Source organism: Streptomyces sp. NBC_00876 (assembly GCF_045207435.1).
In the GTDB taxonomy this organism is placed as follows: Bacteria; Actinomycetota; Actinomycetes; order Streptomycetales; family Streptomycetaceae; genus Streptomyces.
Genome location: NZ_CP108800.1, coordinates 192,729 through 213,651, shown reverse-complemented (window position 1 = coordinate 213,651; position 20,923 = coordinate 192,729). Strand labels below are relative to the sequence as shown.

Sequence of the window (20,923 nt, the reverse complement as noted above, 5' to 3'; positions counted from 1 at the left end):
CGAGATCGAGGAGACGGGCGGCGGGCCCACGCCCGGTTCGGGGAGCCGGGGCGAAGGAGCTCCCGCCGCCGGGAACCTGAGAGTGTCGCGGGGTCATGCGGGGCGGGGGCCTTCCTTCTTGGAGGTGCCGGCACCGGGCCGGCCGGTGCCTCGCCCCTGCCGGGCCCGGGGGGAGTGCGGAGTCTGCGGATCCTGTGGCCAGGTGAGGAATCCGCCGGTGTGCTCGGCCAGGGGACCCGGCGGCGGTGCGGCAAGGGCCCGCTCCACCGCCCGTAGGACGGCCGATTCGAGAACGCGCGGCGGGACGGCGGCGACCGGGCTCCAGAAACCGGCGGCGAGCCACGCGGCATCTGCTTCCGGGAGTCCGGCGACCGTGCGCAGCTGCTCCGCGTCGGTGAACCGGTTCTGGCGGGCAAGCCGTACGACGCCCGGCTTGCCTCTGGCCGCGGACACCGGCAGACCCGCGTCCACCACGATCCGCCCCGGCTGCGCGCCGCGAATGAGGGGTGCCAGCAGGACGCCCATCGGGTCGGCGTCGTGCAGGACCACCACCGGAAGCGCGCCACCGTAAGCCGAGAGCGCTTGGAGAGCAGCCCCGGCAGCGGCGGACGACACGTCGGCTCCGTCCGCCTCGCCCGTCCCGGTCGAGCGCTCAGCCCCCTGCGCTCCGACGGCCTCCAGGAGGACCGCATCCAGCCGGTCAGGAATGCCGTTGGCCGTGAGGAAGCGGGAGACAAGCGGGTCCGTGCACAGGATCAGCGCCCGGGGCCGGGACACCGGAGGAGGGACTCGGGCCGGGCTCGCGCCACGCGGCCGGGGCAGCGGGCGCGCGTCGTCGATGACGCCGTCCGGGAGGTGGCGGTACGCCGCCGTCCACGCACCGTTCATCAGACCGCGGAACACCGCCTCGGACGGGATGATCTGCGAAGTGGGCGGCTGAGCCGGGCGATGGCGCATGGCCGATGCGACGACGAGGACGGCGGCCCCGGCAACCGAGGCGGCGAACGCGAGAACACCGTCGGTCAGGGCCGCGCACAGAAGGAGGCCCAGGCTCACCGGCAGTGCCACGAGCCAGCGGATCCGGGCCGGGACCCCCTCCGCGTCGCGCCCGGCCCACGCGTAGTTGCGGGTACGGGACAGGTACCAGAGCTGGCCCAGGGTGATCTTCAGACGGCCGTGGTCGGTGCCGCGCCGCGCCACCGACCGGATACGGAGGTCGTGCATGCCCGTGCCGTGGACCGCCGGGTCGAGGGCGAAGCGCTTTCCGCAGTGCGCGCAGAGGCGTCCGGTGCGCTGCTTGCGCGTCAGCGAGCCGGTGCAGCGGGGACAGATCACCGGTCACCCTCCGGGTTCTGGTGCGCCGGAGCGGGCCAGGTCATGAATCCCACAGCCGCCGCTCGATGCTGCCCCGGCCCGGTTCCCCGGGCGGCCCGTTCGGCCACCCGGCCGACGGTCGCGAGGAGCCGGGCGGGGGGTATGCCGACGAGCGCCACCCGCCATCCCCTGCCCAGCCACTTCAGCTCCTCCTCGGTGAACTCGCCGAGCGCCGTGAGCCGCGCCATGGTCTCCCGTCCGGGCCGGTCGGCGCGGTCGCGGTAGGGAACGGGCCGGGCGAGCGCGCGGGCGGCCCGCAGCGGCACTCCCGCGTCGATCACCGGGCGTTGCCCCAGGGTCTCGCGGACCTGGCGGATGAGGAGTTCGCCGTGGGCGTCGGCGTCGCGGAGCACGATCACGGGGCCGCGCGCCGGCAGGGCGTGGACCGCGTCGAGATGTTCGGCCAGCGTGATGCCGTAGCGGGCCGGCAGTCCGTTCGCGGTCAGGAACGCCCTGATGGAACTGTCGGGGCACAGCAGTACGGCCCCGGCCCCGGCCCCGTCTTCCGACGAGGGGCGGGATCCGGTCCGGACGCGCGGCGGTGCGCTGTCCTCGATCACCTCGAGCGGCAGCGCGCCGTACACCGTGCGCCAGGGCCCGAGCACCTGCGAACGGAACGCCGCACGGCTCATGGCCGGGATGCCCCGGCCGGCCCCGGCGGCTCGAGCGCAGGCGAACGCCACCGAGGTGAGCAGCAGGACTGCCGAGATGACGAGGAGGGCGCCGATGTGCGTGGAGAGGCCGAAGAAGCCGACGACAAGGCCCGCGAAGAGCGATGACCCCGCACAACCCGGGGCGAACTTGCGCTCCTTGATGCGGGTGCGCGCGAGCGCGAACCACAACTGGTCGGGCGCCACCGCGATCCGGCCCTCCTCAGTGATCTTCGCGAGGACGCGTCGCACCCGCAGGTCACTGAGACCGAGCGGATTGGTCTTGGGATCGAGGGCGTACTCCCGCCCGCAGTGGGAGCACGTGTTGCGTGGGCGCTCCTTGCGCAGGAGGTTCCTCTCGCAGTGCGGGCAGATCACCGGCGCACCTCCAGTGCGGCGGCCAGCCGGCGCAGCCGGGCGGCGATGCGCTCACGGACGCCGGTGGGGGCGATCCCGCGCTCGCGCTGAAGCCGCTCGATGTCGCGCAGCGCCGCGGCGAGTGCGTGGTAGTCGGTGGCGGTCGCGACAGCGAGCGGACCGGCCGTCGAAGCGTCCTCGCGGGCGCGGCGCTCGGCCTCGCCGGAAGTGATCGCGTAGTCCTCGTGGTCGATTCCGTATCCGGTGTTGGCCGCGAGGATCGTCAGCGGACCGGTGCCCCTGTTCGCGAAGGAGTGGGGCATCATCTCGGGGATCCGTATCAGCATCCCGGGCACCAGCGGGACATCGACGACCCTGTCGTGGTGCACGTCGAAGAGACCGCACGACGCCGAGCCCATGCTGAGGACGAAGTGCTCACCGCCGTGCGCATGAGGTGTGAAGGCGCTGCGGGGCGCCACGACACCGAGCTTGACCGTGGCGTTCGAGGGGCGCTCGGGAGAGGTCTTCGCGTCGCCCACCAGGTAGTGGGCGAACTGCCCGTCATCGATGAAGCGGAGGAACTCCCGCTCGGGCCCCAGTTCGCGGGTGCCCGCACGGTCGGCGAGCTCGATGCCTCCGTCCGGCCGCAGGCGGTACAGCTCCACCCCTTGCGGGAGCGTGTGCCACGCTCCGGCCGGCATGGCGTCGGGCATGCCGTCATTCGGTCTCCCGGACATCGCGCCTCCCCCCGTACTCCTGTGCGCGGCGCGCGCCTCGCAAGCGCATCGTATGGCCTTGATTCACCACAAGGGGAGCCTCTGGAACGACACTTGGGCAACGTGCCCATGGACGCCGGGTGAACAGACGGGGTGGGGGCGGCCCTTCACGCCCCATCGCGCCCGGCCCCACCCAGCGTCCCTGCGACACGAGTTGCACACATCACGCACACAACTCCCGCGCAACTATGTATGGTTGACCGTGTTCACACGGCAATATGCATGTTAACGGATAGCAATAGGGGGTCAGGTGTCCCATCACCTGCACGCAGTCAGCCGCACCGACAGCACGGACAGCAGCACGGGTGGTACGGACAGCGCGGACGGCACCGTCCGTACTGCCCGTACCACCCGCATCAGCCGTACGGCCGGCGCGGCAGCCGTCGCCGCCGTCCTCGCCGCGGGGCTGACAACCGTCCTCCCGGCCACGGCTCACGCAGCTGAAGCGATCGAGGTCGCCATACCCGCGCCCGACGCCTACGGCGACGGGGCCGAAACGGTACTCGCGACCGGCAGCCAGGGCACACTGCACCGCGAGGGCGGCAGCTACCTCTGGACAACGACGTACAACCGCACCACCAAGCCCGTCCCGGCCCTCGACGGGGTGCCGCAGGACGCCGTCGTGCGCACCCACGACGAGTTCAACCGCGTCGTCTACACAAGGCCACGCGAGGACGGCGGCACGGACGTCGTCCGGGTCGGCATCGAGGATCCCGGCTTCACCAGCACCATCAGCCTGCCCGCCGGATACCTCAACCCGCGCGTCGCCAACGGCTGGGTGCTGGCCACCGTCGACCAGGGCGACGGTACGTACCAGCTGCGTGTGGCGCGCGGCGGGGACCCGTCGAGCGACCCGGTCGTGCAGCTGCCCGCCGGAGCCGGCACCGGCGCCGAGCCGGTGCTGCTCGGCGCGTACTCCAACCAGCTCGTCATCGGCTACCGCACCGCGGACGGCACCCCGGGCTACGGCATCCTCACCGCGTACAACGGCAGGGTCGCCCCGCTGCCCGTGACCGGCGACGCCGGCAGTTTCCGCATCACGCAGAACACGGTGAGCTGGTTCTCCCGCAGCGGGGAGCCGGGCGTGCGGGTCATGCCGCTGGGCGGCGCCGCCGCCCCGCGCATCGTGCCGCTCGCCACGCAGTCCTCCGACAGCAAGGTCACCTCGTTCGTGGTGGGCGACAACGTGCTCTGGTACGAGGGCGAAGGCGGCCCGCTGCGACTCACCCCCTTCGGCGGGGCGGACGCCGGGCGGACACTGCTGGGCGACGTGGAGCAGGCCTTCCTGCGCTCCGAGGGCTCCGGCTCGCTGGTCGTGCTGGGCAAGGACGCCGACGGCAGGCGCGCCGTGCATCTGTTCAGCGTGGACGGCCTGGGGCTCGTCGCCGATCTGCCGCTGCGGGAGGTGCCGCGGGTCAAGACGGCCGACGGCGCGATCGGGGCACTGAGCCTCGACCGGGGCCGCCTGCGCTACGTCAACTCCCTCGCCGGTACGCAGACGTTGCACGGCAAGGACATCGGCTCCGGGCTCGACCCGGCCGACGGTGCGGAACTTGCCGCGTTCCCGGGACCCGGTGCCGGCCGCTTCGCCGACGGCACCGACGAAGGGCCCGCCAGGCTGCTCACCGACCAGGACACCGGTGCCGATGTGCTCGTGACCGGTGACGACCCGGAACATCCGGTGGACAGCCTCCCGCTGCCGGGCAGAGGCGGCCGGATCCTGGACACGGCACCGCAGTTCGTGCTGTACGAGGCGGCAGGCCGGCAGTACGTCGTGGACACGGCTCGCGACGTCGTCGTCCGCGAACAGCCCGCGCAGGCAGCCGTACTGGAGCAGAAGACGCTGTTCAAGCCGGCACCGAACAAGCCCGGCACGGTGAAGGCGATCAACCTGATCTCCGGCAGGGTGACCGGGACCACCGACCTCGGTTCCGCCTGCGTCCCCGACGAACTGCAGCACAGCGGCACTCTGCTGTACTGGAGTTGTGCCGCACAGGACACCGCGGGCGTACGCGACCTGGCGACCGGCCACACCTACCCCGCCCCACCGGCAGGTGTGCTCCTGGGCGACCGCTTCCTTGCCCGGCGCGACGCATCCGGGGATCTGCGCCTCACCGCCCTGCAGACGGACGGCACGACGTCCGACCTGGGCACTGTCACGGGCCTGAAGACGCCCGTCGAAGGCGACGGACGCGGCACCACCTGGACCGTCGACGCCGGCGCGGGCAAGCTGGCCTGGGTCGGCGCGGACGACACCGTCCACGTCACCGCCCCGCAGCACGCCGTTTCCCCGCTGAGCATCGCCCGCACTGCCGCACCCCGGACCTCTGCGGGCGAGTGGGCGGGCGCGTGGTGGCTCTCCAGGCCCGCGGCGTCCTGGCAGCTGACACTCACCAGCCGCGCGACCGGCGAGACCGTGCGCACCTGGACGGGTGAGGACGCCCTCAGCGCGGTGCGGGTCACCTGGGACGGCACGACCGAGCCGGGCACGGCAGCGGCCGCCGGGGGCTACACCTGGCGACTGACCGCCACCCCGGCAGACGGATCGGGCGCGGACGTCACGGCATCGGGCACCGTGAGGACGACCGGCTGAGCAGAGCACAACCATCCCTGCTGATCGCGAGTCACATAAGTGTGAGCAAAACGCTCTCGGAGCAACAAGGGGGAAATAATGGGAAGCGTGCGCAATCTCGCGACTGTCGGGGCGTTGACCACTCTGGTGGTGGGCACCACGGCCTTGCTGGGCACGGCCGCATCGGCCGCACCCAACGTCACACCGCAGGGGGTCTGCGGCAACGCCTACAAGACCGTGAACTCGGTGCCCGTCGGCTCACTGGGCACCGTCTATCTGACGTACAACGCCACGAACGGCAAGAACTGCGTCGCGACCATCCGCACCAACCCGGGCACGGCCAAGGACATGTCCACGTACATCTACGTCCCCGACACCGACGAGTGGGCCGGGGACTCCGGTAACTACACGTCGTACGCGGGGCCGGCCTACGTCTACGGCAAGGGCCACTGCGTGAGCTGGGGCGGCAACATCGCCAACGTGTACGTGTCCGTGGACAACTCCAACTGCGCATCGCTCAAGGAGAACCGGGTCACCGAGATCCGCTGATCCGCCTCATCGCCGCACGTTCCCGCGCCGCCCCCGCCCGGAGTCCGACCGCCGAACCGCCGGCGGTTGCCGGGGAGAATCCCTGAGCAGCAGGCGACGCGGGAACGTGCAGGGGAGAGACGGGCAGCGGCCGGCTCGCGACGCGGGGGCCGCCCGGGCCATGCCTTCCCGGCGCCGCCTGCTTCGCGCATACGGCTCAGGAGCGCCGCCGGCCCGCCACCACGAACGCCGTCCCGATCGTCGCGAACACCAGCCCGACCCCACCGAAGATGAGCGGCAGCAGCCACAGCGAGGCGAACCCCTTGATCCGCGCGTCCTCGGGGGAGCCGGCGCGGTACAGCACCTCGACCTGTTCCCCCTCCTCGTAGGACGGAGGGTTCGAACCCGTCGAACTGCGGAACGTCCTCGCTTCGCCGTCCGCCGAGGTGAACTCGACCACCGGGTAGGCCACCGGCTTGTCGCTCGCCCGCCTCTTGTGGGAGGCGCCGTTGTGATCGTTGCGCCACTCCAGCTCCACCACCGTGCCCGGGGCGTGCTCCGCGTCCGCCAGGAACGAGACCGTCACCCCCGCCAGAATCACCGCGACGACCAGGAAGACCGCCCCGAACGCAATCGTCGCGAACGTGATCAACCGGCGGGCGCTGCGCCCACGTATCCGAACCTGCACGAGATCCCTTTCACCCGCCCGGAGTGAGAGGGACGTTATCCCACGCAGGCCGGCTGACGCCGCCCACGGCCGGGCCGCGAGGGCACCGAACGCCCGATCTTGCGGCGTGACCTTGCGGGGCGGGGCTTCGGCCGGGCGCATGTCCGGTCTCCCTGGGATCCAGAGATGTGAGACTTGACTCTCACAATACGTGAGAGGAGACTCTCACGTTATGGATTCCGGAAACCGTCTGGGCGATATCGAAATCACTGATCCGCAGGCGATGCGGGCGCTGGCGCACCCGGTGCGGCTGGCGATCCTCGAACGCCTGCGGCGGCACGGCCCGGCGACGGCGACGCAACTCGCACCCGATGTGGGAGCAACCCCGTCGGTGACCAGCTGGCATCTGCGGCATCTGGCGAGTTTCGGGCTGGTCCGCGACGCCGAGCCCGGCCCGGACCGGCGCCAGCGGCGGTGGGAGGCGGTGGCACACGGCTTCCGGTTCGAGGCGCCGGAGGATCCGGACGATGAGGAGGGCCGGTCGGCTGCGCGGGTACTGTCCCGGGAGATGTTCCTGCGCTCGGGAGACCTGCCGAACCGGTGGGCCGCCGAGGTCGAACCCGAGCTCGAACCGGTGTGGCGACGGCTCGCAGGCCTGGCCGGCACCCGCGTCGTCGTCTCCGCCGACGAACTCGTCGCCATCGAGGACGCGATCGAGCACATTCTCGCCCCCTACGTGATGCGTGACGAGGCCGCGCGGCCGGTCGACAGCCGCGGTGTGCAACTGCTGCGTTACGCCCTGCCGGAGCGTGCCGAGGACCTGACCGGCGGGACGCCATGAGCGCTGCGGACCAGCCCATACCCGTCTCGCTGTGGCGTGATCGACGATTCCGTCGCTTCTGGGCCGGCCAGACGATCTCGCAGTTCGGCGACCGGATCACGGAACTGGCCCTGCCGCTGATCGCGGTGGGAGCGCTGCACGCCGCCGCCGGTCAGGTGGCGTTGCTGACCGCGCTCGTCTGGACCCCGAACCTGCTCGCGATCGTCCTCGGCGCCTGGGTCGACCACCGCGCCCACAAGCGGCGCCTGATGGTTCTCGCCGACCTGGTGCGGGCGGCAGTACTGCTTTCTCTCCCGGTTGCCCATCTTCTGGGGGCGGTGACGCTGGGCCAGCTGTATGCCGTGGCCTTGTTGACGGGTGCGGCCGGGGTGCTGTTCAACACCGCCTATCCGCCGTTCTTCGTCCACCTGGTGCCTCGCTCGTCGTACGTCGACGCGAACAGCAAGCTCAGTGCCGGCCGTTCGGCTTCGTACGTCGCCGGTCCGGCGATCGGTGGCGCCCTGGTCCAGGCGCTGACCGCGCCCGTCGCCATTGTCGTCGATGCCCTGACGTTTCTGGCGTCTGCCGTTCTGGTCGGTCGGGTCTCGATCGAGGAACCGCCTGCGGCCCATGACCCAGCGGCATCCTCGCTGCTGGGGCGTGCCAGGGAGGGGCTGGTGTTCGTCGCCCGTCACCCGGTGCTGCGGGCGAGCCTCGGGTGCGCGGCGACTGTCAACTTCTTCACCTTTGTCGCGGGCAGCGGGCTGATCGTGCTGTTTGCCAGCCGGAATCTCGGACTGACTCCGGGAGTCATCGGAATGGCGTTCGGGATCGGCGCCACCGGTGCGCTCCTGGGCGCGGTGATCGCCCCGGGGATCTCGCGGAGACTCGGTGTGGGCCGCAGCATCGTCGTGGGCGCTGTGCTCTACCCGGCGCCGATCGCCATCGCCGCCGCTGCGGGCGGTCCCCTCTGGGCTCGCGCCGGAGCCCTGGCCGCGGCCGAGTTCTTCTCCGGAGTCGGCGTCATGCTGTTCGACGTCAACCTCAACTCCCTTCAGGCGGAGGTGATCCCCGACGGCATGCGCAGTAGGGTCGCCGGTGCGTACAGCACGATCAATTACGGCCTGCGCCCTGTGGGCGCCCTTCTCGGCGGCCTCCTCGCCACCCTCATCGGCCTCCGGGCGACCCTCCTCATCGGGGCCGTGGGCGGAGCGCTGTCCCTGCTCTGGTTGCTGCCCTCGCCGATACCCCGTATCCACTCCCTGGCTCCGGACCATCCGGTGGCTCCCGGCAAGGACGCGGACGCGCGACCGCTGCCGAGCTGATGCCGGGCCCACCGGGGCCCCGGGGGCCACCGGGGTCAGGCGAGGTCTCCCGGACCCGCGCGATCCGGTAGACACTGGCCGGCGAGTACGGTCTGCGGCATGACAGCAGAGACGTCGAAAGCTCCAGCACCTCGGGTGCAGTTGGTCATTGGCATCATTCGCCGGGGCGACGAGATCCTGCTTGTGCGGGAGCGACTCGGCGCCTCCGGTGAGATCCTCTGGTCGCTGCCCGGTGGCGGGGTCGAGGACGGCGAGCTCATGCACGAAGCCCTCCGGCGCGAGCTGCGGGAGGAGACCGGGCTGCTGGTGGGCGACCCGGTACGGACCGCGTTCCTCATGCACATCGACTCCGAGCGGCACCCCTCGGCGTTGGCCGTTGCCTTCGAGGTCGACGAGTGGTCGGGGAAGGTCGCCCCGGAGGACGACGACATCGAACAGGCCGGATTCTTCCCGCTGCCTGACGCCCTGAATCTGCTCGGAGAACTGGACAGGGCAACGCAGCGGGACCCCATCGTCGGCTACCTGACCGGAGCCGTCGCCCCCGGGACCACCTGGCTGTACCGCAACCGGGGTATGGAAGAAACGCTCGTTGCGCGCTGGTGACGCGGCACAGCTGCCACCATGCATGGACCTCTATCCAGGACTTCGCCGCTCAACGGGTCGGCGCCGCCCCGGGACGCGGTGACGGATGGACTCAAGCCGATCTTGATGTTGCCGAGGAGAGGCTGGGTCTCGGACTGCCGACGGCGTTGCGTGAGGCGTATCTGCTGTTCGGGCGCCGGCAGGATCTCACCAGCAACCACGATGTGCTGCTCGGCCCTGCGGAGCTGTATGTGGATGACGCCAAGGAGGCCCTGGTCTTCCGTCAAGAGAGGCGCGCCGCAGCGAACCGGGCTGCGGCATGATCGCTGGCATGTTGATCGACCATGAGGGCTGTTCGCCGACCGTGCACCCCACGGCCTATGTCGCGCCGACCGCGACGCTGAGCGGGGACGTACGGGTTGGAGCGGGATGCCGGGTGCTGTTCGGTGCGGTGCTCACTGCCGAAGGCGGTCCGGTGGAACTCGGTGAGGGTTGCATCGTGATGGAGAACGCGGTCCTGCGTGGGACGCGCCGCGATCCGCTGAGCTTGGGGCGGCAGGTTCTGGTCGGTCCCACCTCGTACCTGACCGGTTGCACGGTGGAGGACGAGGTATTCCTGGCAACCGGAATCCGGGTGTTCAACGGCGCGCGCATCGGGACGCGTTCGGAGGTGCGCATCAATGGCATCGTGCACCTGCGCACCGTGCTGCCCGCCGACTCGATGGTGCCGATCGGCTGGGTAGCAGTAGGCGACCCGGCGCGGATTCTTCCGCCCCAGGATCACGAGGCGATCTGGGCCGTGCAGAAGGAACTGGACTTCCCTGGTCACGTCTTCGGCCTGGACCGGCCGGATGACGGCGAGAGCCTGTTGCCGGGCATCTCGGAGCGCTTCGGCAGGGCTCTTGGCCGCCATCGGAACGACATTCAGATCTGAGCCCAAGCCCTTGGCGGCACAGCAACGGCGAGCCTGCCGTTACGCAGGAGGGCTTCTCATTCTTCGACCGCCGGCCTCCGCGCGCGACGGATGACGTGGCCGGGCAACTGCGGTCGGCGGTCGACGCCCGGGAACGTGGTCGGTCGGCGCGGAGGCCGACGTACAGGAGCACCCGCCCCTGCCCTCAATCCAGGCAGAATTCGTTTCCCTCCGGGTCGGTCATCACGATGATCCCCTCGTCCACGCCATCGGGATCGAGCCGGTAGAGCCGCTTCGCGCCCAGAACCCCGAGCCTGGTGGCCTCCTCCTCGAGTATGGCCATCCGCTCGTCACCGGTCAGGCCGGGGGCTGCGCGCACATCCAGGTGCACGCGGTTCTTCGCAGTCTTTCCCTCCGGGACCCTCTGGAAGAAGACCCGCGGCCCCCTGCCGTCCGGATCCGTGATGGCCGACCGGTTGTTGTGGTGCTCAGGTGGCACGCCCCGCGCTGTCAGCGCGGACGTCCAGTCGGGGAAGCCCTCGGGCGGCGGCTGGACGAGATAGCCCAGCGCCTGAGCCCAGAACGCCGCCTGCGCGCCCGGATCGGCACAGTCGTACGTCACCTGGAATTCCTTGGCCATGCTGCCTCCGACCGTTCGAAACCCGCCCACGACCTTGCCCCGGAAGCCCCCCGGAAGCGGCCACGGGTCGAGAAGTGCAGAGTGGGATGGGGCCGGCCGGATTCGAACCGGCGTCCTCCCACATGCAGTGAAGGCGCGACAACCGCTGCGCTACGAGCCCCGTCCCGCGGTTGATCATACGGGCCGGCAGCACTTCGACGCTCTTGAATTGTCGATGGGACAACAGACTGCGGATTGCCCAGCGTGCCGACAGCGAAAGAGCTGAGCAGGAACCGCGGGTGGCACACGGCCGTTCCTGGCGCACCCGACGAATTCGTGCCGTCGCCGCACGAAAACCGCGCCGAAACGCGGAGCAGAAATGGCAAGGAGGTCTCTCTCCTTGCCACTCTTAACCTATAGCGCACTGGGGGGCTTGCCACAAGCCCCGGGTGGTGGCGCAGAATCGTCGGCCGAGGCCCTTACCTGCGGAAACGGAGTCACGACGTGCGTGTGTGGTCGACGTATGGGGGATGCGGTGGCGTCGAATCGGCAGTGGTTCCGGCAGCGGGGTCGCGAGCGCTTGGGTCGGTGGTGCGGGATAGCGCGCCGCCCGACCGGGCGGATCACGCGGCCGACTCGGCAGCGACGGCGTGTCTGACAAGGGACTCGAGAGGGCTGGAGGCGCCGGTCATTCGATCGGCCGGTGCAGCGCAACGGAACACGACAGCCCGGGAGGAATCGCGGTGATCGAGCAGTACGTCTTGGATCTTCAGGAGATCGACGAGACACAGGTAGCGGTCGTCGGTGGCAAGGGCGCGCACCTGGGCGGGCTGGCGCGTATCGAAGGTATCCGCGTGCCGGGCGGCTTCTGTGTGACGACCGACGCCTTCCGGCGGATCATCGCGGAAGCGCCGTCGCTCGTCGCTCGGCTCGATCAGTTGTCGTGCTTGAAACCGGACGACCGGGAGGCGATCCGCATGCTCAGCGCGCAGATTCGCCGGGCGATCGAAGAGATCGTCATCCCGGGCGATCTCGCGGAGGAGATCACCCGCGCGCTCGCCCGGTTCGGCGAGCAGGCCGCGTACGCCGTGCGATCCAGCGCGACGGCGGAGGACCTGCCGACGGCCTCCTTCGCCGGCCAGCAGGACACGTACCTCAACGTCGTGGGGCCGGCAGCGGTCCTCCAGCACGTCAGCCGTTGCTGGGCCTCGCTGTTCACCGAGCGGGCTGTGACCTACCGCCGGCGGAACGGCATCGACCACCGTACGGTCCACATGGCCGTGGTCGTGCAGCAGATGGTCGTCCCGCAGGCGGCCGGCATCCTGTTCACGGCCGACCCCGTCACGGGCAACCGGCAGGTGGCCACGGTGGACGCCGGCTTCGGCCTCGGCGAGGCCCTGGTCTCCGGCCTGGTGAACCCGGACGTCTTCAAGGTGCGAGGCGGCGAAGTCGTCGCAAGGACCATCGCCGCCAAACAGCGTGCCGTTCACGCCCTGCCGGGCGGCGGTACGCGGGAAGTGGCGATCGACTCGCAGCGGCAGGAGCAGCCGGCGCTGACGGATGCGCAGGTCGTACGGCTCGTACAGCTCGGGCGGCGGATCGAGACGCACTTCGGGCGCCCGCAGGACGTCGAATGGTGCCTGGCCGATGACGGCTTCCAGATCGTCCAGAGCCGGCCGATCACGACACTGTTCCCCATCCCCGACTCCGGTGACCAGGAGAATCACGTCTACGTGTCCGTCGGTCATCAGCAGATGATGACCGACCCCATGAAGCCCCTGGGGTATTCCATGTGGCAGCTGACGGCCATGGTGCCGATGCACGAGGCCGCCGGGAGGCTGTTCGTCGACGTCACCCGGCGCCTGGCCTCGCCCGCGAGCCGCGCCGCCCTCCTGGACATCATGGGACGAGGCGATCCACTGGTCAGGGACGCCCTGGAGACGGTCCTGGACCGCGACGACTTCATCATGTCGCGCCCGGACGAGGGCCCCGGCGGGCCGCCGCACGCCAGGGGCGCGTCCGCCCCGATCGAGACCGATCCGGCCATCGTCACCGGGCTGATCGAGCGCAGCCGGACGTCCGTTGCCGCCCTGGAGCGCGACATCCGGACGAAGACCGGACCGGCGCTGTTCGAGTTCCTGCTGGAGGCCTTCGAGGAGCACAAGCGAGTCCTCGGCGATCCGCTGAACCTTCAGGTGATCATGGCGGGGATGGAGGCCACGTGGTGGCTCAACGACAAGCTGCATGAGTGGCTGGGCGAGAAGAACGCGGCTGACACCCTCACACTGTCCGCCCCCGACAACGTCACGTCGGAGATGGGCCTGGCGCTGCTCGACGTCGCGGATGTGATCCGCCCGCATCCGGAGCTGGTGGCGTTCCTCCACGGCGTCGAGGACGGCGGGGACGAAGCCTTCCTGGACGGGTTGGCGAAGCTCGCGGGCGGGGTGGAAGCGCGCGACGCCATCGAGGCCTACCTCGACCGGTACGGCATGCGTTGCGTCGGCGAGATCGACATCACGAGGCCACGTTGGCGCGAGAGCCCCAGCACGCTCGTTCCCGTGATCCTCGACAACGTAAGGATCTTCGAACCGGGTGCCGCCGGGCGGCGGTTCGAGCAAGGGCGGCAGAGGGCGCAGAAGAAGGAACAGGACGTGCTGTCACGCTTGCGGGCCCTGCCGGACGGCGAGCAGAAGGCCGACGAGGCCAAGCGGATGATCGACCGGGTCAGAACCTTCATCGGGTACCGGGAGTACCCGAAGTACGGCATCGTCAGCCGCTCCTTCGTCTACAAGCAGGCCCTGCTGGGAGAGGCCGAGCGCCTCGTACAGGCCAAGGCGCTTCCTGAGAAGGAGGACGTCTTCTACCTGACGTTCCAGGAACTCCATGACGTCGTGCGCTCGAACCAGGTGGTGGACGAGCGGCTCATCCAGCAGCGCAAGGACGCGTTCCGCTCGTATCGAACGCTCACGCCGCCCCGGGTCTTCACATCGGACGGTGAGGCCGTAACCGGGTCGTACCGGCGGGACGACGTGCCGGCGGGTGCGCTGATCGGAGTACCGGTCTCCGCCGGGATCATCGAGGGAAGGGCCCGCGTCATCCTCGACATGGCGCAGGCCGATCTCGAGGCGGGCGACATCCTGGTCACGGCCTTCACGGACCCCAGCTGGTCGCCGCTGTTCGTCGGGATCGCGGGCCTGGTGACCGAGGTGGGCGGCTTGATGACCCATGGCGCGGTGATCGCCCGGGAGTACGGCTTGCCCGCCGTCGTGGGCGTGGAGCAGGCCACCCGGCTCATCAGGGACGGGCAGCGGATCCGCGTGCACGGAATCAACGGGTACGTCGAGATCCTGCCTGCCGATCCGCCGAGCAGTTCCTCCAGCCGTGCACCGGCCGACGGCTGAACTCCCTGACCGGAGTGCGCCCGGCGGCGTGCAGGATGTCTGGTCCGACGCCCTGGACACCGCCGGGCGGATGCCTCGCCGAAGCCGACCGGGCCGACGCTGCGGTTGACGGTCCCGCTTCTTCGGCCTCGACGCCGGTGCTGCCGCACGCGCTGAGCGCTGCTCCGGGGCTGCCTTCGGTCCGGGCGGGTCCGGTTGGATTCCTCGCTTGCCTCCGGGCAGGAACTATTGTCGCGACCATGGTCGAACACGATGCCCTCAGTGCCACCCGCGAGGCTTACGATGCTGCTGCCTCCACCTACGCGCAGCTGTTCCGGGACACGCTGCGTGACAGTCCCCTGGACCGTGCGATCCTGGGCGCCTTCGCGGAGTTCGTCAGGACGAGCGGGGACGGCCAGGTCGCGGACCTGGGGTGCGGGCCCGGCCACATCACCGCCCACCTGGACGAGCTGGGGCTTGCCGCGTTCGGCGTTGACGCCTCTGCGACGATGATTGATTTGGCTCGACAGGCCTATCCGGCCCTGCGGTTCGACCTGGGCTCGATGGCCGCGTTGGACATCGCGGACGGCGTGCTGGGCGGCGTCCTCTCGAGGTGGTCCATCATCCACACGCCGCCGCAGGAACTCCCCGTCATCTTCGACGAGTTCAACCGCGTGCTGGCCCCTGGCGGCCACCTTCTGGTCGGCTTCTCGGCAACCGATGATTCGTCGCACCCGACGCAGGCCTTCGATCACGCAGTCGCCCTGGCCTATCGCTGGTCGCCCGATCACCTCGCCGCGATGCTGCGCAAGTCCGGTTTCACCGAGGTGGCCCGGATGGTTCGCGAGCCTCAGCCCACCGACCGACGGCAGTTCCAGGAGGTTCAACTGATCGCACGCAAAGCCTAAGGGCTGTCGCTCTGGGTCCTCCTAGCGGTCGGCTCGCAAGGCGTGGAGCAGCACCGGCAGCGAGGAGTGCAACTCGCGTTGCCAGTAAGCCCACCCGTGGGTTCCGGGTCCGTAGAAGTGCGTGGTCAGGTGCCGTGCGCCACGGCGTTCGAGCTCGCCGGCAAGGGCCTGGTTCTGCCGGTTGAAGTCCGCCTCGAGCGCACTGGTGGCGCCGGGCGGATCCAAGGGGCCGGTGGTGCCGTCACCGCAGGACAGGTAGACAGGGATCGACTTGAGGCGCTTGGCCAGGTGGAACGGGTCGTGGGCCGCCCAGACACCGCGTTGCGCGACCGGGTCGCCCCAGACCCTCAGAGGGTCGTTTCCCTGGCCGGCGAAGAAACCCATGATGCGGTTCACCGACTCGTCGTTGAGCAGCGGGTGCACGGAGCCCGAGTACGCCGCGGCGGCCTTGAACATCCCGGGGTGCCGGGCGGCGTACAGCAGGGCGCCTTGGCCGCCCATCGAGAGTCCCGCCACGACGCGATTGCTGCTCGCTCCCCAGCCGTGCTCAAGGAGAAGACGCAACTCCTTGGTGTGGAAGGTCTCCCATGCCGGGTCGCCGCCCTGCCCGTAGTTCCACCAATCGCTGTACCAGCCGTTCCAGCCGGCCTCGGGCATGACCACGAGGACATCGCGCAGGCTCTCGGTCCGCGCGATGTCGGTCCGGCCGGTCCACGACGTGTAGTCCCCGCAGCAGCCGTGCAGAAGCCAGAGGGTCGGCCAGTGCCGGCTCCGGTCGCTGGGGTCCCATCCATCGGGCGTGAGCAGACGGACGTTGACCGTCCGGCCGCCGAGCGCCGGTGAACGGACCGACAGGTCGACCTGCCGCTCGGCGACCTGAGTGGTCGCGACGACCTCGGCACCCTGGGACGAGGCGAGCCCGGCCGCTCCCGCGGAGGGCGACGCTGCCGAGGCGTTGGCCGGCGCCGGCGGGGTCGACACCAGAGTGAGCAGCAGCGCGGTGACAACGAGCAGGAGGCGGGCCCGGCGGATCGGGACGGCGGTCATGGCTGGCATGGCGGTCATGGCGTCTCCTGGCTGTGGGCGGGCTCCGGCTCGGGCCGATTCGAGTCGGGGCGATTCGGGTCGATTCGGGTCGGGTCGATTCGCGGGCCGGGTCAGCTCCGGTCGGGGAGAATCAGCAGTGCGTCCCCGACAGGGCGTTCACCGGCCGCGTCGGACGGGGCGTTGATCACTTCTGAGCCGACCACCATGGTGGTCGACCCGCCGCCGTCGAGATTGATCGCGTCGCGCAGGCCGAGTGCCCGGGCGACGGCGGCGCTCTCGGGGATGCTCAGCCCGAGCGCGTCCGTGCTGCGCCCGTCGGCCGTGACCAGTACGGTCCTGCCGGCGGCGTCCACCCCGGCCAGCGTGCGTGGATTGCGCTTGTGCATCCAGCCGTAGTAGAAGCTCGCGTTGCCGGGCTGAACCATCCCGTCGGCCGTGGGCGTGACGTGCAGGCGTCCGTCGCGGACCAGTTCGGGGCCCCCGTTGAGGATGCTGGTCGTCGATGACAGGGAGACCTTGCGGCCGTCGCCGTCACGCAGTGTCCTCTCGACGCGCAGAGGCCGGCCGACCGGCGCCAGAGCGGCCAGCTCGGCGACGCGGCTGCCGGTCGCCTGAACCGAGCTTCCGCCGTCCGGCAGCGGTCCGCCGCGTGGTGAGCGCAGCTCCAGGACCCGGCCATGGGTGTCCAGTACGGCTTCGAGGCCGTCGCCGTGCGGCGTCTGCCGGCCGTACTCAGGCGTGAAGGCGACGAGCTCGTCGTGGTCGGTGCAGGTCACGTCGTGCAGGGGGAGCGAGGTCGGGGTGTCGTCGGCGGTGCCGCCGCAGTTCCTGATCAAGCCCGGTACACGGTCGATGCCGTCCAGGGGCTGCGACGCGTCACGCCCGAGGACTCGCCCCTTCCAGGTGAACCGGGAGACACTGCTGCGCCGGCCGGTGTCGCGTATCACCAGGCCGGGGCGCCCGTTCACCGGCTCGCTCAGCAGCCGGCCGTCGTAGACGCCGACGCCTGCGGGATCGCCCGGTGCTCCGGCGTTCGGGTCGAGGACGAAGAACCCGGCGTTGACGGCTGCGGTCGCACCGGCCGCCGCCGCCAGCTGACTGGTCTTCTCGCGGTTCTCCAGATCTGGACCGTACGACGCCTTGAACCCGCCGCGGAACCGGACCGGATCGATGGTGAGTACGTCGATCCGCCACGGACCGCGGTCTGCGGGATCGCCGTCCCAGCCGGTGTACACGGCAGAGCCGGCGTACCCGGCCTTTCTGAGCCGGGTGAGTTCGGCCGTCGCGGCCGACTGCGAGTCGAACCGCCCGACCCGGACCCGCCAGCCGAGCGATCCTCCGGCGTAGTCGGCGACGGCCGGAGTCATGACCTGTTCGGCCCGGGCGTCGAAACCGTCACTCCGTACTTCACCGGTCAGTTCGTCGGCGCTGGACCGGTCCTTCAGCGCCGTCGGCGGCGCGTCGGGGTCCGGCGAGGTGGCACCGCCCGGTATGGCCACCTCGACCGTCCACGCGAGCGCCGGGGCATCGGCGCCGCGCACGATCCGCGTGAGGGTGACACCGGGCTGGAGCGTCTGTGTGCTGCGCGTCTCGGTCAGGCCGACGGCACCCAGTGGCAGGGCATGCGTCGGTCCCGGGCGCGGCACGGAGGAGGCAGGAGCCGGCAAGGCCCCCACCACGGCCAACAGGGCCAGGGCCGTCGACGCGCCGAGAACCTTGCTGTTCATGTATCTCCCTGGGGAAAGATCGGCTCAGTAAAGGTGCGTGCGACAGCGACCGTCAGTCAAGACGTGTGCACGTCAAGTTTGCCGGTTCGGTGCCGTCCCGCATGCGGTCGAGGGCGGCATGGCATACGGCGCCGCCCGGGTGCCCCGAGCTGGAACGCTGACCGGTACGAGTTGATCAGCGCATGGACAACCGCTCGAGAAGGCCCGGTTAACCGGAGCGGAACTCGGTGCCTGACCGGGCGTCCGCGCCGTCGGCACGTAGGGCGAGGACCGCCGGAGCCGTCCTCCGGCCCGGTTCGAGGCCGGATCCGTCAACTGGGCTCAGGGCCATGGGCTCAGCTCTCGCCACAGTCACGGCGAAGCCGCCACGAGGCCGGGACGCTGCGTTGCCGTGGCCTTCGCGCCGGATGGCAGGAACTCCTCGAAGAAGGCGAGCGCGCGCAGGTGGTAGCAACGGGCGGCCCATCCGAGGCTGATGTTGTGGCCCGCGTCCGGCTGGTGCTCGATCCGGAGAGCGGGTGCCCCGGTCAGCCGGGAGGCAAGCTCGGCGATGTCCGGTTCCTCGTGCAGCCACCAGGCCTCGTGCTCGGCGAACGTCAGCCGCAGCGGGATGCCGATCCGCGGCGCCAGTTCCTCGAACATCGCCGGCCACCGGGTCACCTCGGCGGCCTCGCGGACGGGCATGGGGGCGACCAGGGCCTCGGCCGCGCGGAAGGTGCCCGGGGGATAGAGCTCCAGCGGGCCCCAGGTGCGCTCCCAGTGCATGTGGCGGCGGATCCGGGGGAGGGCGCCCGGCTCGATGTTGTAGCGATGACCGAGGCCGGAGATGTCCAGGGCGAGCCAGTCGGGGTGGTGCGCGGCGGCCGTGAGGGCGAGCTTGCCGCCGTACGAGTGGGCCAGCACCAGGAACCCCTCCCCGACGGCGTGCCGTTCGGCGTAGGCGTCGAGCGCTGCCGGCAGGACCGCGGACTGCTCATCCAGGGTCAGGCCGGCGGGCACCTGCGACGCGGACCGGCCGTAGCCGGGCCGGTCGAGGGCCAGCACCGTGAACCCGAGCCGGGCGCCCAGCGTGAGCAGGGACAGGTCGGCGTGGGCCTGCCCGTCGAAGTAGCCCGCGCGCATGCCACCTCCGTGCACCGCGACCACGGTCGCCCGCGGTGGCCCGTCCGGGGGCTCGGCCAGCAGGCCGGACAACGTGAGACCTGCAGCCTGAAGGAGGAGCGGGCGCACCCCGGCCGAGCGGGTGTGCAACGGTTTCTTCCGGTCCGTCCTGGAGTTGCTCACGGGTGGTCCTTGTCGGTCGGCGGTGGACTGGGCCGAGGCGGTCGGGGCGCCCGGATCCGGGTGCCGGGCGAGGAGGCCGGGTCCCGCCCAGCCGGTCGGGCACCGCGGTGGCCAGGGCCGGCCCGGCAATCAGGGCGAGGCATCACCGGTCTTGGACCGCACGGGCGATGCCATCAAGGCTCAGCGGTTCCACGTATCGCTCCCGGACGATCCGCACGGCCCGTTCCACCGCATGCTCCATACGCACCTCCTGAGCAGCCGTGGAACAAGGTGTATGCATGGGACAACGCTAGGGATTGCGAATTGAGGAGCGCTTGACCTGGGGTCGCAAACTCCTGAAAACGCGCCCGGTCGGTGAACCGGGGCCGCCGTTGCAGAGGCCTCCGTGGGCAGCCACCACTTCGCGGCCGAGACTCACGGCCGAGGGGGCGGTCCACGCCGAGAGGTGGTCCGGCGGAGCTGCACCCCGGGTCGGAACACTGAGCGACGTGGTGGGATGCTGAGCCGCTCGCCGGTCCGCGACGAGCGGGAACGTATGGAAGGGCGTCGAACGTGGTGACGCGGAGAATGTGCGCGGTGATGCTGTGCACCGTGGTGGCAGCGGGCGGGCTGGCTGGGTGCGGTGGGTCCGGCGGGGGGAACGAGGATCGCAAGGCCTCCCCGGCGCCGTCGGCGAGCGACGCGCAGCGAATGACTGAGGCGTTGAAGCTGTTCAAGGGGTACCGGTCATTCGGCCTGAAGGGGGAAGTCAGGGACGAGGCCTACACCCGTATCGACTTGCACGTCGATCGGCAAGGGAATTGCGCCGGAAGCTACCAGGCCATTGAATCCACCACCGAGTTCGTCATCATCGGTGACCGTGCCTGGTCGGCGTACGACGAGAAGGGGCTGAATGACTCCATCGAGATGGCGGGGTACCAGGGGCCCGAGGCAGTGGCCGCGGCCAAGGAAGCGGTTGCGAAGGCGCGGGGAAAGTACGTGGAGTCCTCGGCCGACGAACTGACCGAGAGCGTCGCCCTGTCCCTGTGCCGGATGGACCGGGCGTACGCGAAGGTGCCCGCCTCGGTGACCAAGGCCGAACGCGGCAGGCCCCGCACGGAGAATGGGGAGCGCCGCGTATCGCTCACACATACGCATGAGGGCGGCGAGGTGGTCGTCCACGTGTCACCGACAGGAACGCCGACACCTCGCAGCATCGAGTTCGAGATCGGTGACGTCCCCGTAGTGGTCGACATCGACGACTACGACGTGCCGGTCAAGGCGCGACGGCCCGACAGCTCCGACGTGGTGCAGTCGGAGGACGTTCGCGGGCTCGACCCGTTCGCCGACTGACCCCGGCCACCACCGGCTCAGCACACGGAACGCCCCCATGAAGCGGGCCCGCTGGGGGCGAT

18 protein-coding genes and 1 tRNA gene are annotated in these 20,923 nt (G+C 70.4%); 10 read left to right on the top strand and 9 right to left on the bottom strand.

The features are described 5' to 3' along the window. Positions 1-93 precede the first annotated feature (93 nt). From OG782_RS00955 to OG782_RS00945, 3 genes are read right to left on the bottom strand one after another with little or no spacing between them, the layout of a single operon-like run. Positions 94-1,335 carry a hypothetical protein gene (locus OG782_RS00955; protein ID WP_406447344.1) on the bottom strand — a complete coding sequence of 414 codons (1,242 nt, stop codon included), beginning with the start codon at positions 1,333-1,335 and terminating at the stop codon, positions 94-96. Continuing rightward, entirely contained in the window at positions 1,332-2,402 is a 1,071-nt protein-coding gene (locus OG782_RS00950; RefSeq protein ID WP_406447342.1) for a hypothetical protein, read from the bottom strand. Before OG782_RS00950 ends, OG782_RS00955 begins: the two co-directional genes overlap by 4 nt. Next, the gene (locus OG782_RS00945) at positions 2,399-3,118 is read right to left on the bottom strand and encodes a cupin domain-containing protein (RefSeq protein ID WP_406447340.1); all 720 of its coding nucleotides are present in this window, start codon (positions 3,116-3,118) and stop codon (positions 2,399-2,401) included. Before OG782_RS00945 ends, OG782_RS00950 begins: the two co-directional genes overlap by 4 nt. A gap of 289 nt (positions 3,119-3,407) precedes the next feature. Between OG782_RS00945 and OG782_RS00940 the strand changes: the two genes are divergently transcribed. Continuing rightward, positions 3,408-5,750: a FlgD immunoglobulin-like domain containing protein gene (locus OG782_RS00940; protein WP_406447338.1), complete on the top strand. Its 2,343-nt coding sequence runs from the start codon at positions 3,408-3,410 to the stop codon at positions 5,748-5,750. A gap of 78 nt (positions 5,751-5,828) precedes the next feature. Then, the gene (locus OG782_RS00935; protein WP_406447336.1) at positions 5,829-6,278 is read left to right on the top strand and encodes a spore-associated protein; all 450 of its coding nucleotides are present in this window, start codon (positions 5,829-5,831) and stop codon (positions 6,276-6,278) included. Between the two features lie 196 nt (positions 6,279-6,474). On the opposite strand, the gene OG782_RS00930 is transcribed toward OG782_RS00935, so the two are convergent. Beyond that, positions 6,475-6,909, bottom strand: coding sequence for a DUF3592 domain-containing protein (locus OG782_RS00930; RefSeq protein ID WP_406447334.1), 435 nt, complete (start codon positions 6,907-6,909; stop codon positions 6,475-6,477). A 247-nt stretch (positions 6,910-7,156) separates the two neighbouring features. Between OG782_RS00930 and OG782_RS00925 the strand changes: the two genes are divergently transcribed. The 5 genes from OG782_RS00925 to OG782_RS00905 all read left to right on the top strand — a co-directional run bounded on the left by OG782_RS00925 (position 7,157) and on the right by OG782_RS00905 (position 10,585). Beyond that, complete coding sequence (locus OG782_RS00925; protein ID WP_406447332.1) at positions 7,157-7,765, top strand: ArsR/SmtB family transcription factor; 609 nt, start codon at positions 7,157-7,159, stop codon at positions 7,763-7,765. Continuing rightward, a complete protein-coding gene (locus OG782_RS00920) occupies positions 7,762-9,069 on the top strand; it encodes an MFS transporter (RefSeq protein ID WP_406447330.1) in 1,308 nt (435 codons plus the stop codon). Before OG782_RS00925 ends, OG782_RS00920 begins: the two co-directional genes overlap by 4 nt. Positions 9,070-9,168: 99 nt before the next feature. Next, positions 9,169-9,672, top strand: coding sequence for an NUDIX hydrolase (locus OG782_RS00915; protein WP_406447328.1), 504 nt, complete (start codon positions 9,169-9,171; stop codon positions 9,670-9,672). Beyond that, on the top strand, positions 9,669-9,974 hold the full coding sequence (locus tag OG782_RS00910; RefSeq protein ID WP_406447326.1) for a hypothetical protein: 306 nt from the start codon (positions 9,669-9,671) through the stop codon (positions 9,972-9,974). The genes OG782_RS00915 and OG782_RS00910 overlap by 4 nt, the downstream gene beginning before the upstream one ends. An 8-nt stretch (positions 9,975-9,982) precedes the next feature. Continuing rightward, the gene (locus OG782_RS00905) at positions 9,983-10,585 is read left to right on the top strand and encodes a gamma carbonic anhydrase family protein (RefSeq protein WP_406447324.1); all 603 of its coding nucleotides are present in this window, start codon (positions 9,983-9,985) and stop codon (positions 10,583-10,585) included. 184 nt (positions 10,586-10,769) lie between these two features. Here the strand turns inward: OG782_RS00905 and OG782_RS00900 are convergent, their stop codons facing one another. Beyond that, entirely contained in the window at positions 10,770-11,204 is a 435-nt protein-coding gene (locus tag OG782_RS00900) for a VOC family protein (protein ID WP_406447322.1), read from the bottom strand. Between the two features lie 87 nt (positions 11,205-11,291). Then, positions 11,292-11,365, bottom strand: a tRNA-Ala gene (locus OG782_RS00895). A gap of 561 nt (positions 11,366-11,926) precedes the next feature. Here OG782_RS00895 and rph point away from each other — a divergent pair. Both rph and OG782_RS00885 read left to right on the top strand, forming a co-directional pair. Continuing rightward, positions 11,927-14,584, top strand: coding sequence for a rifamycin-inactivating phosphotransferase (rph, locus tag OG782_RS00890; RefSeq protein WP_406447320.1), 2,658 nt, complete (start codon positions 11,927-11,929; stop codon positions 14,582-14,584). Between the two features lie 239 nt (positions 14,585-14,823). Beyond that, the gene (locus OG782_RS00885) at positions 14,824-15,471 is read left to right on the top strand and encodes a class I SAM-dependent methyltransferase (RefSeq protein WP_406447318.1); all 648 of its coding nucleotides are present in this window, start codon (positions 14,824-14,826) and stop codon (positions 15,469-15,471) included. A gap of 21 nt (positions 15,472-15,492) precedes the next feature. Here the strand turns inward: OG782_RS00885 and OG782_RS00880 are convergent, their stop codons facing one another. The 3 genes from OG782_RS00880 to OG782_RS00870 form a co-directional block, all read right to left on the bottom strand. Continuing rightward, positions 15,493-16,527 carry an alpha/beta hydrolase gene (locus OG782_RS00880; protein ID WP_406458769.1) on the bottom strand — a complete coding sequence of 345 codons (1,035 nt, stop codon included), beginning with the start codon at positions 16,525-16,527 and terminating at the stop codon, positions 15,493-15,495. Between the two features lie 101 nt (positions 16,528-16,628). Further along, positions 16,629-18,245, bottom strand: a complete 1,617-nt coding sequence (locus OG782_RS00875; protein WP_406447316.1) for a phosphodiester glycosidase family protein — start codon at positions 18,243-18,245, stop codon at positions 16,629-16,631. A 351-nt stretch (positions 18,246-18,596) separates the two neighbouring features. Beyond that, a complete protein-coding gene (locus tag OG782_RS00870; protein WP_406447314.1) occupies positions 18,597-19,529 on the bottom strand; it encodes an alpha/beta hydrolase family protein in 933 nt (310 codons plus the stop codon). 576 nt (positions 19,530-20,105) lie between these two features. On the opposite strand from OG782_RS00870, the gene OG782_RS00865 reads away from it, so the two are divergent. After that, a complete protein-coding gene (locus OG782_RS00865; RefSeq protein WP_406447312.1) occupies positions 20,106-20,861 on the top strand; it encodes a hypothetical protein in 756 nt (251 codons plus the stop codon). The last annotated feature ends 62 nt before the right edge of the window (positions 20,862-20,923 follow it).

Excerpts from the sequence above, each read along its gene's own strand:
- OG782_RS00945 (WP_406447340.1), bottom strand. The coding sequence starts at position 3,118 with ATGTCCGGGAGACCGAATGACGGCATGCCCGACGCCATGCCGGCCGGA.
- OG782_RS00935 (WP_406447336.1), top strand. The coding sequence starts at position 5,829 with ATGGGAAGCGTGCGCAATCTCGCGACTGTCGGGGCGTTGACCACTCTG.
- OG782_RS00925 (WP_406447332.1), top strand. The coding sequence starts at position 7,157 with ATGGATTCCGGAAACCGTCTGGGCGATATCGAAATCACTGATCCGCAG.
- OG782_RS00920 (WP_406447330.1), top strand. The coding sequence starts at position 7,762 with ATGAGCGCTGCGGACCAGCCCATACCCGTCTCGCTGTGGCGTGATCGA.
- OG782_RS00915 (WP_406447328.1), top strand. The coding sequence starts at position 9,169 with ATGACAGCAGAGACGTCGAAAGCTCCAGCACCTCGGGTGCAGTTGGTC.
- OG782_RS00905 (WP_406447324.1), top strand. The coding sequence starts at position 9,983 with ATGTTGATCGACCATGAGGGCTGTTCGCCGACCGTGCACCCCACGGCC.
- OG782_RS00900 (WP_406447322.1), bottom strand. The coding sequence starts at position 11,204 with ATGGCCAAGGAATTCCAGGTGACGTACGACTGTGCCGATCCGGGCGCG.
- OG782_RS00885 (WP_406447318.1), top strand. The coding sequence starts at position 14,824 with ATGGTCGAACACGATGCCCTCAGTGCCACCCGCGAGGCTTACGATGCT.
- OG782_RS00880 (WP_406458769.1), bottom strand. The coding sequence starts at position 16,527 with ATGCCAGCCATGACCGCCGTCCCGATCCGCCGGGCCCGCCTCCTGCTC.
- OG782_RS00875 (WP_406447316.1), bottom strand. The coding sequence starts at position 18,245 with ATGAACAGCAAGGTTCTCGGCGCGTCGACGGCCCTGGCCCTGTTGGCC.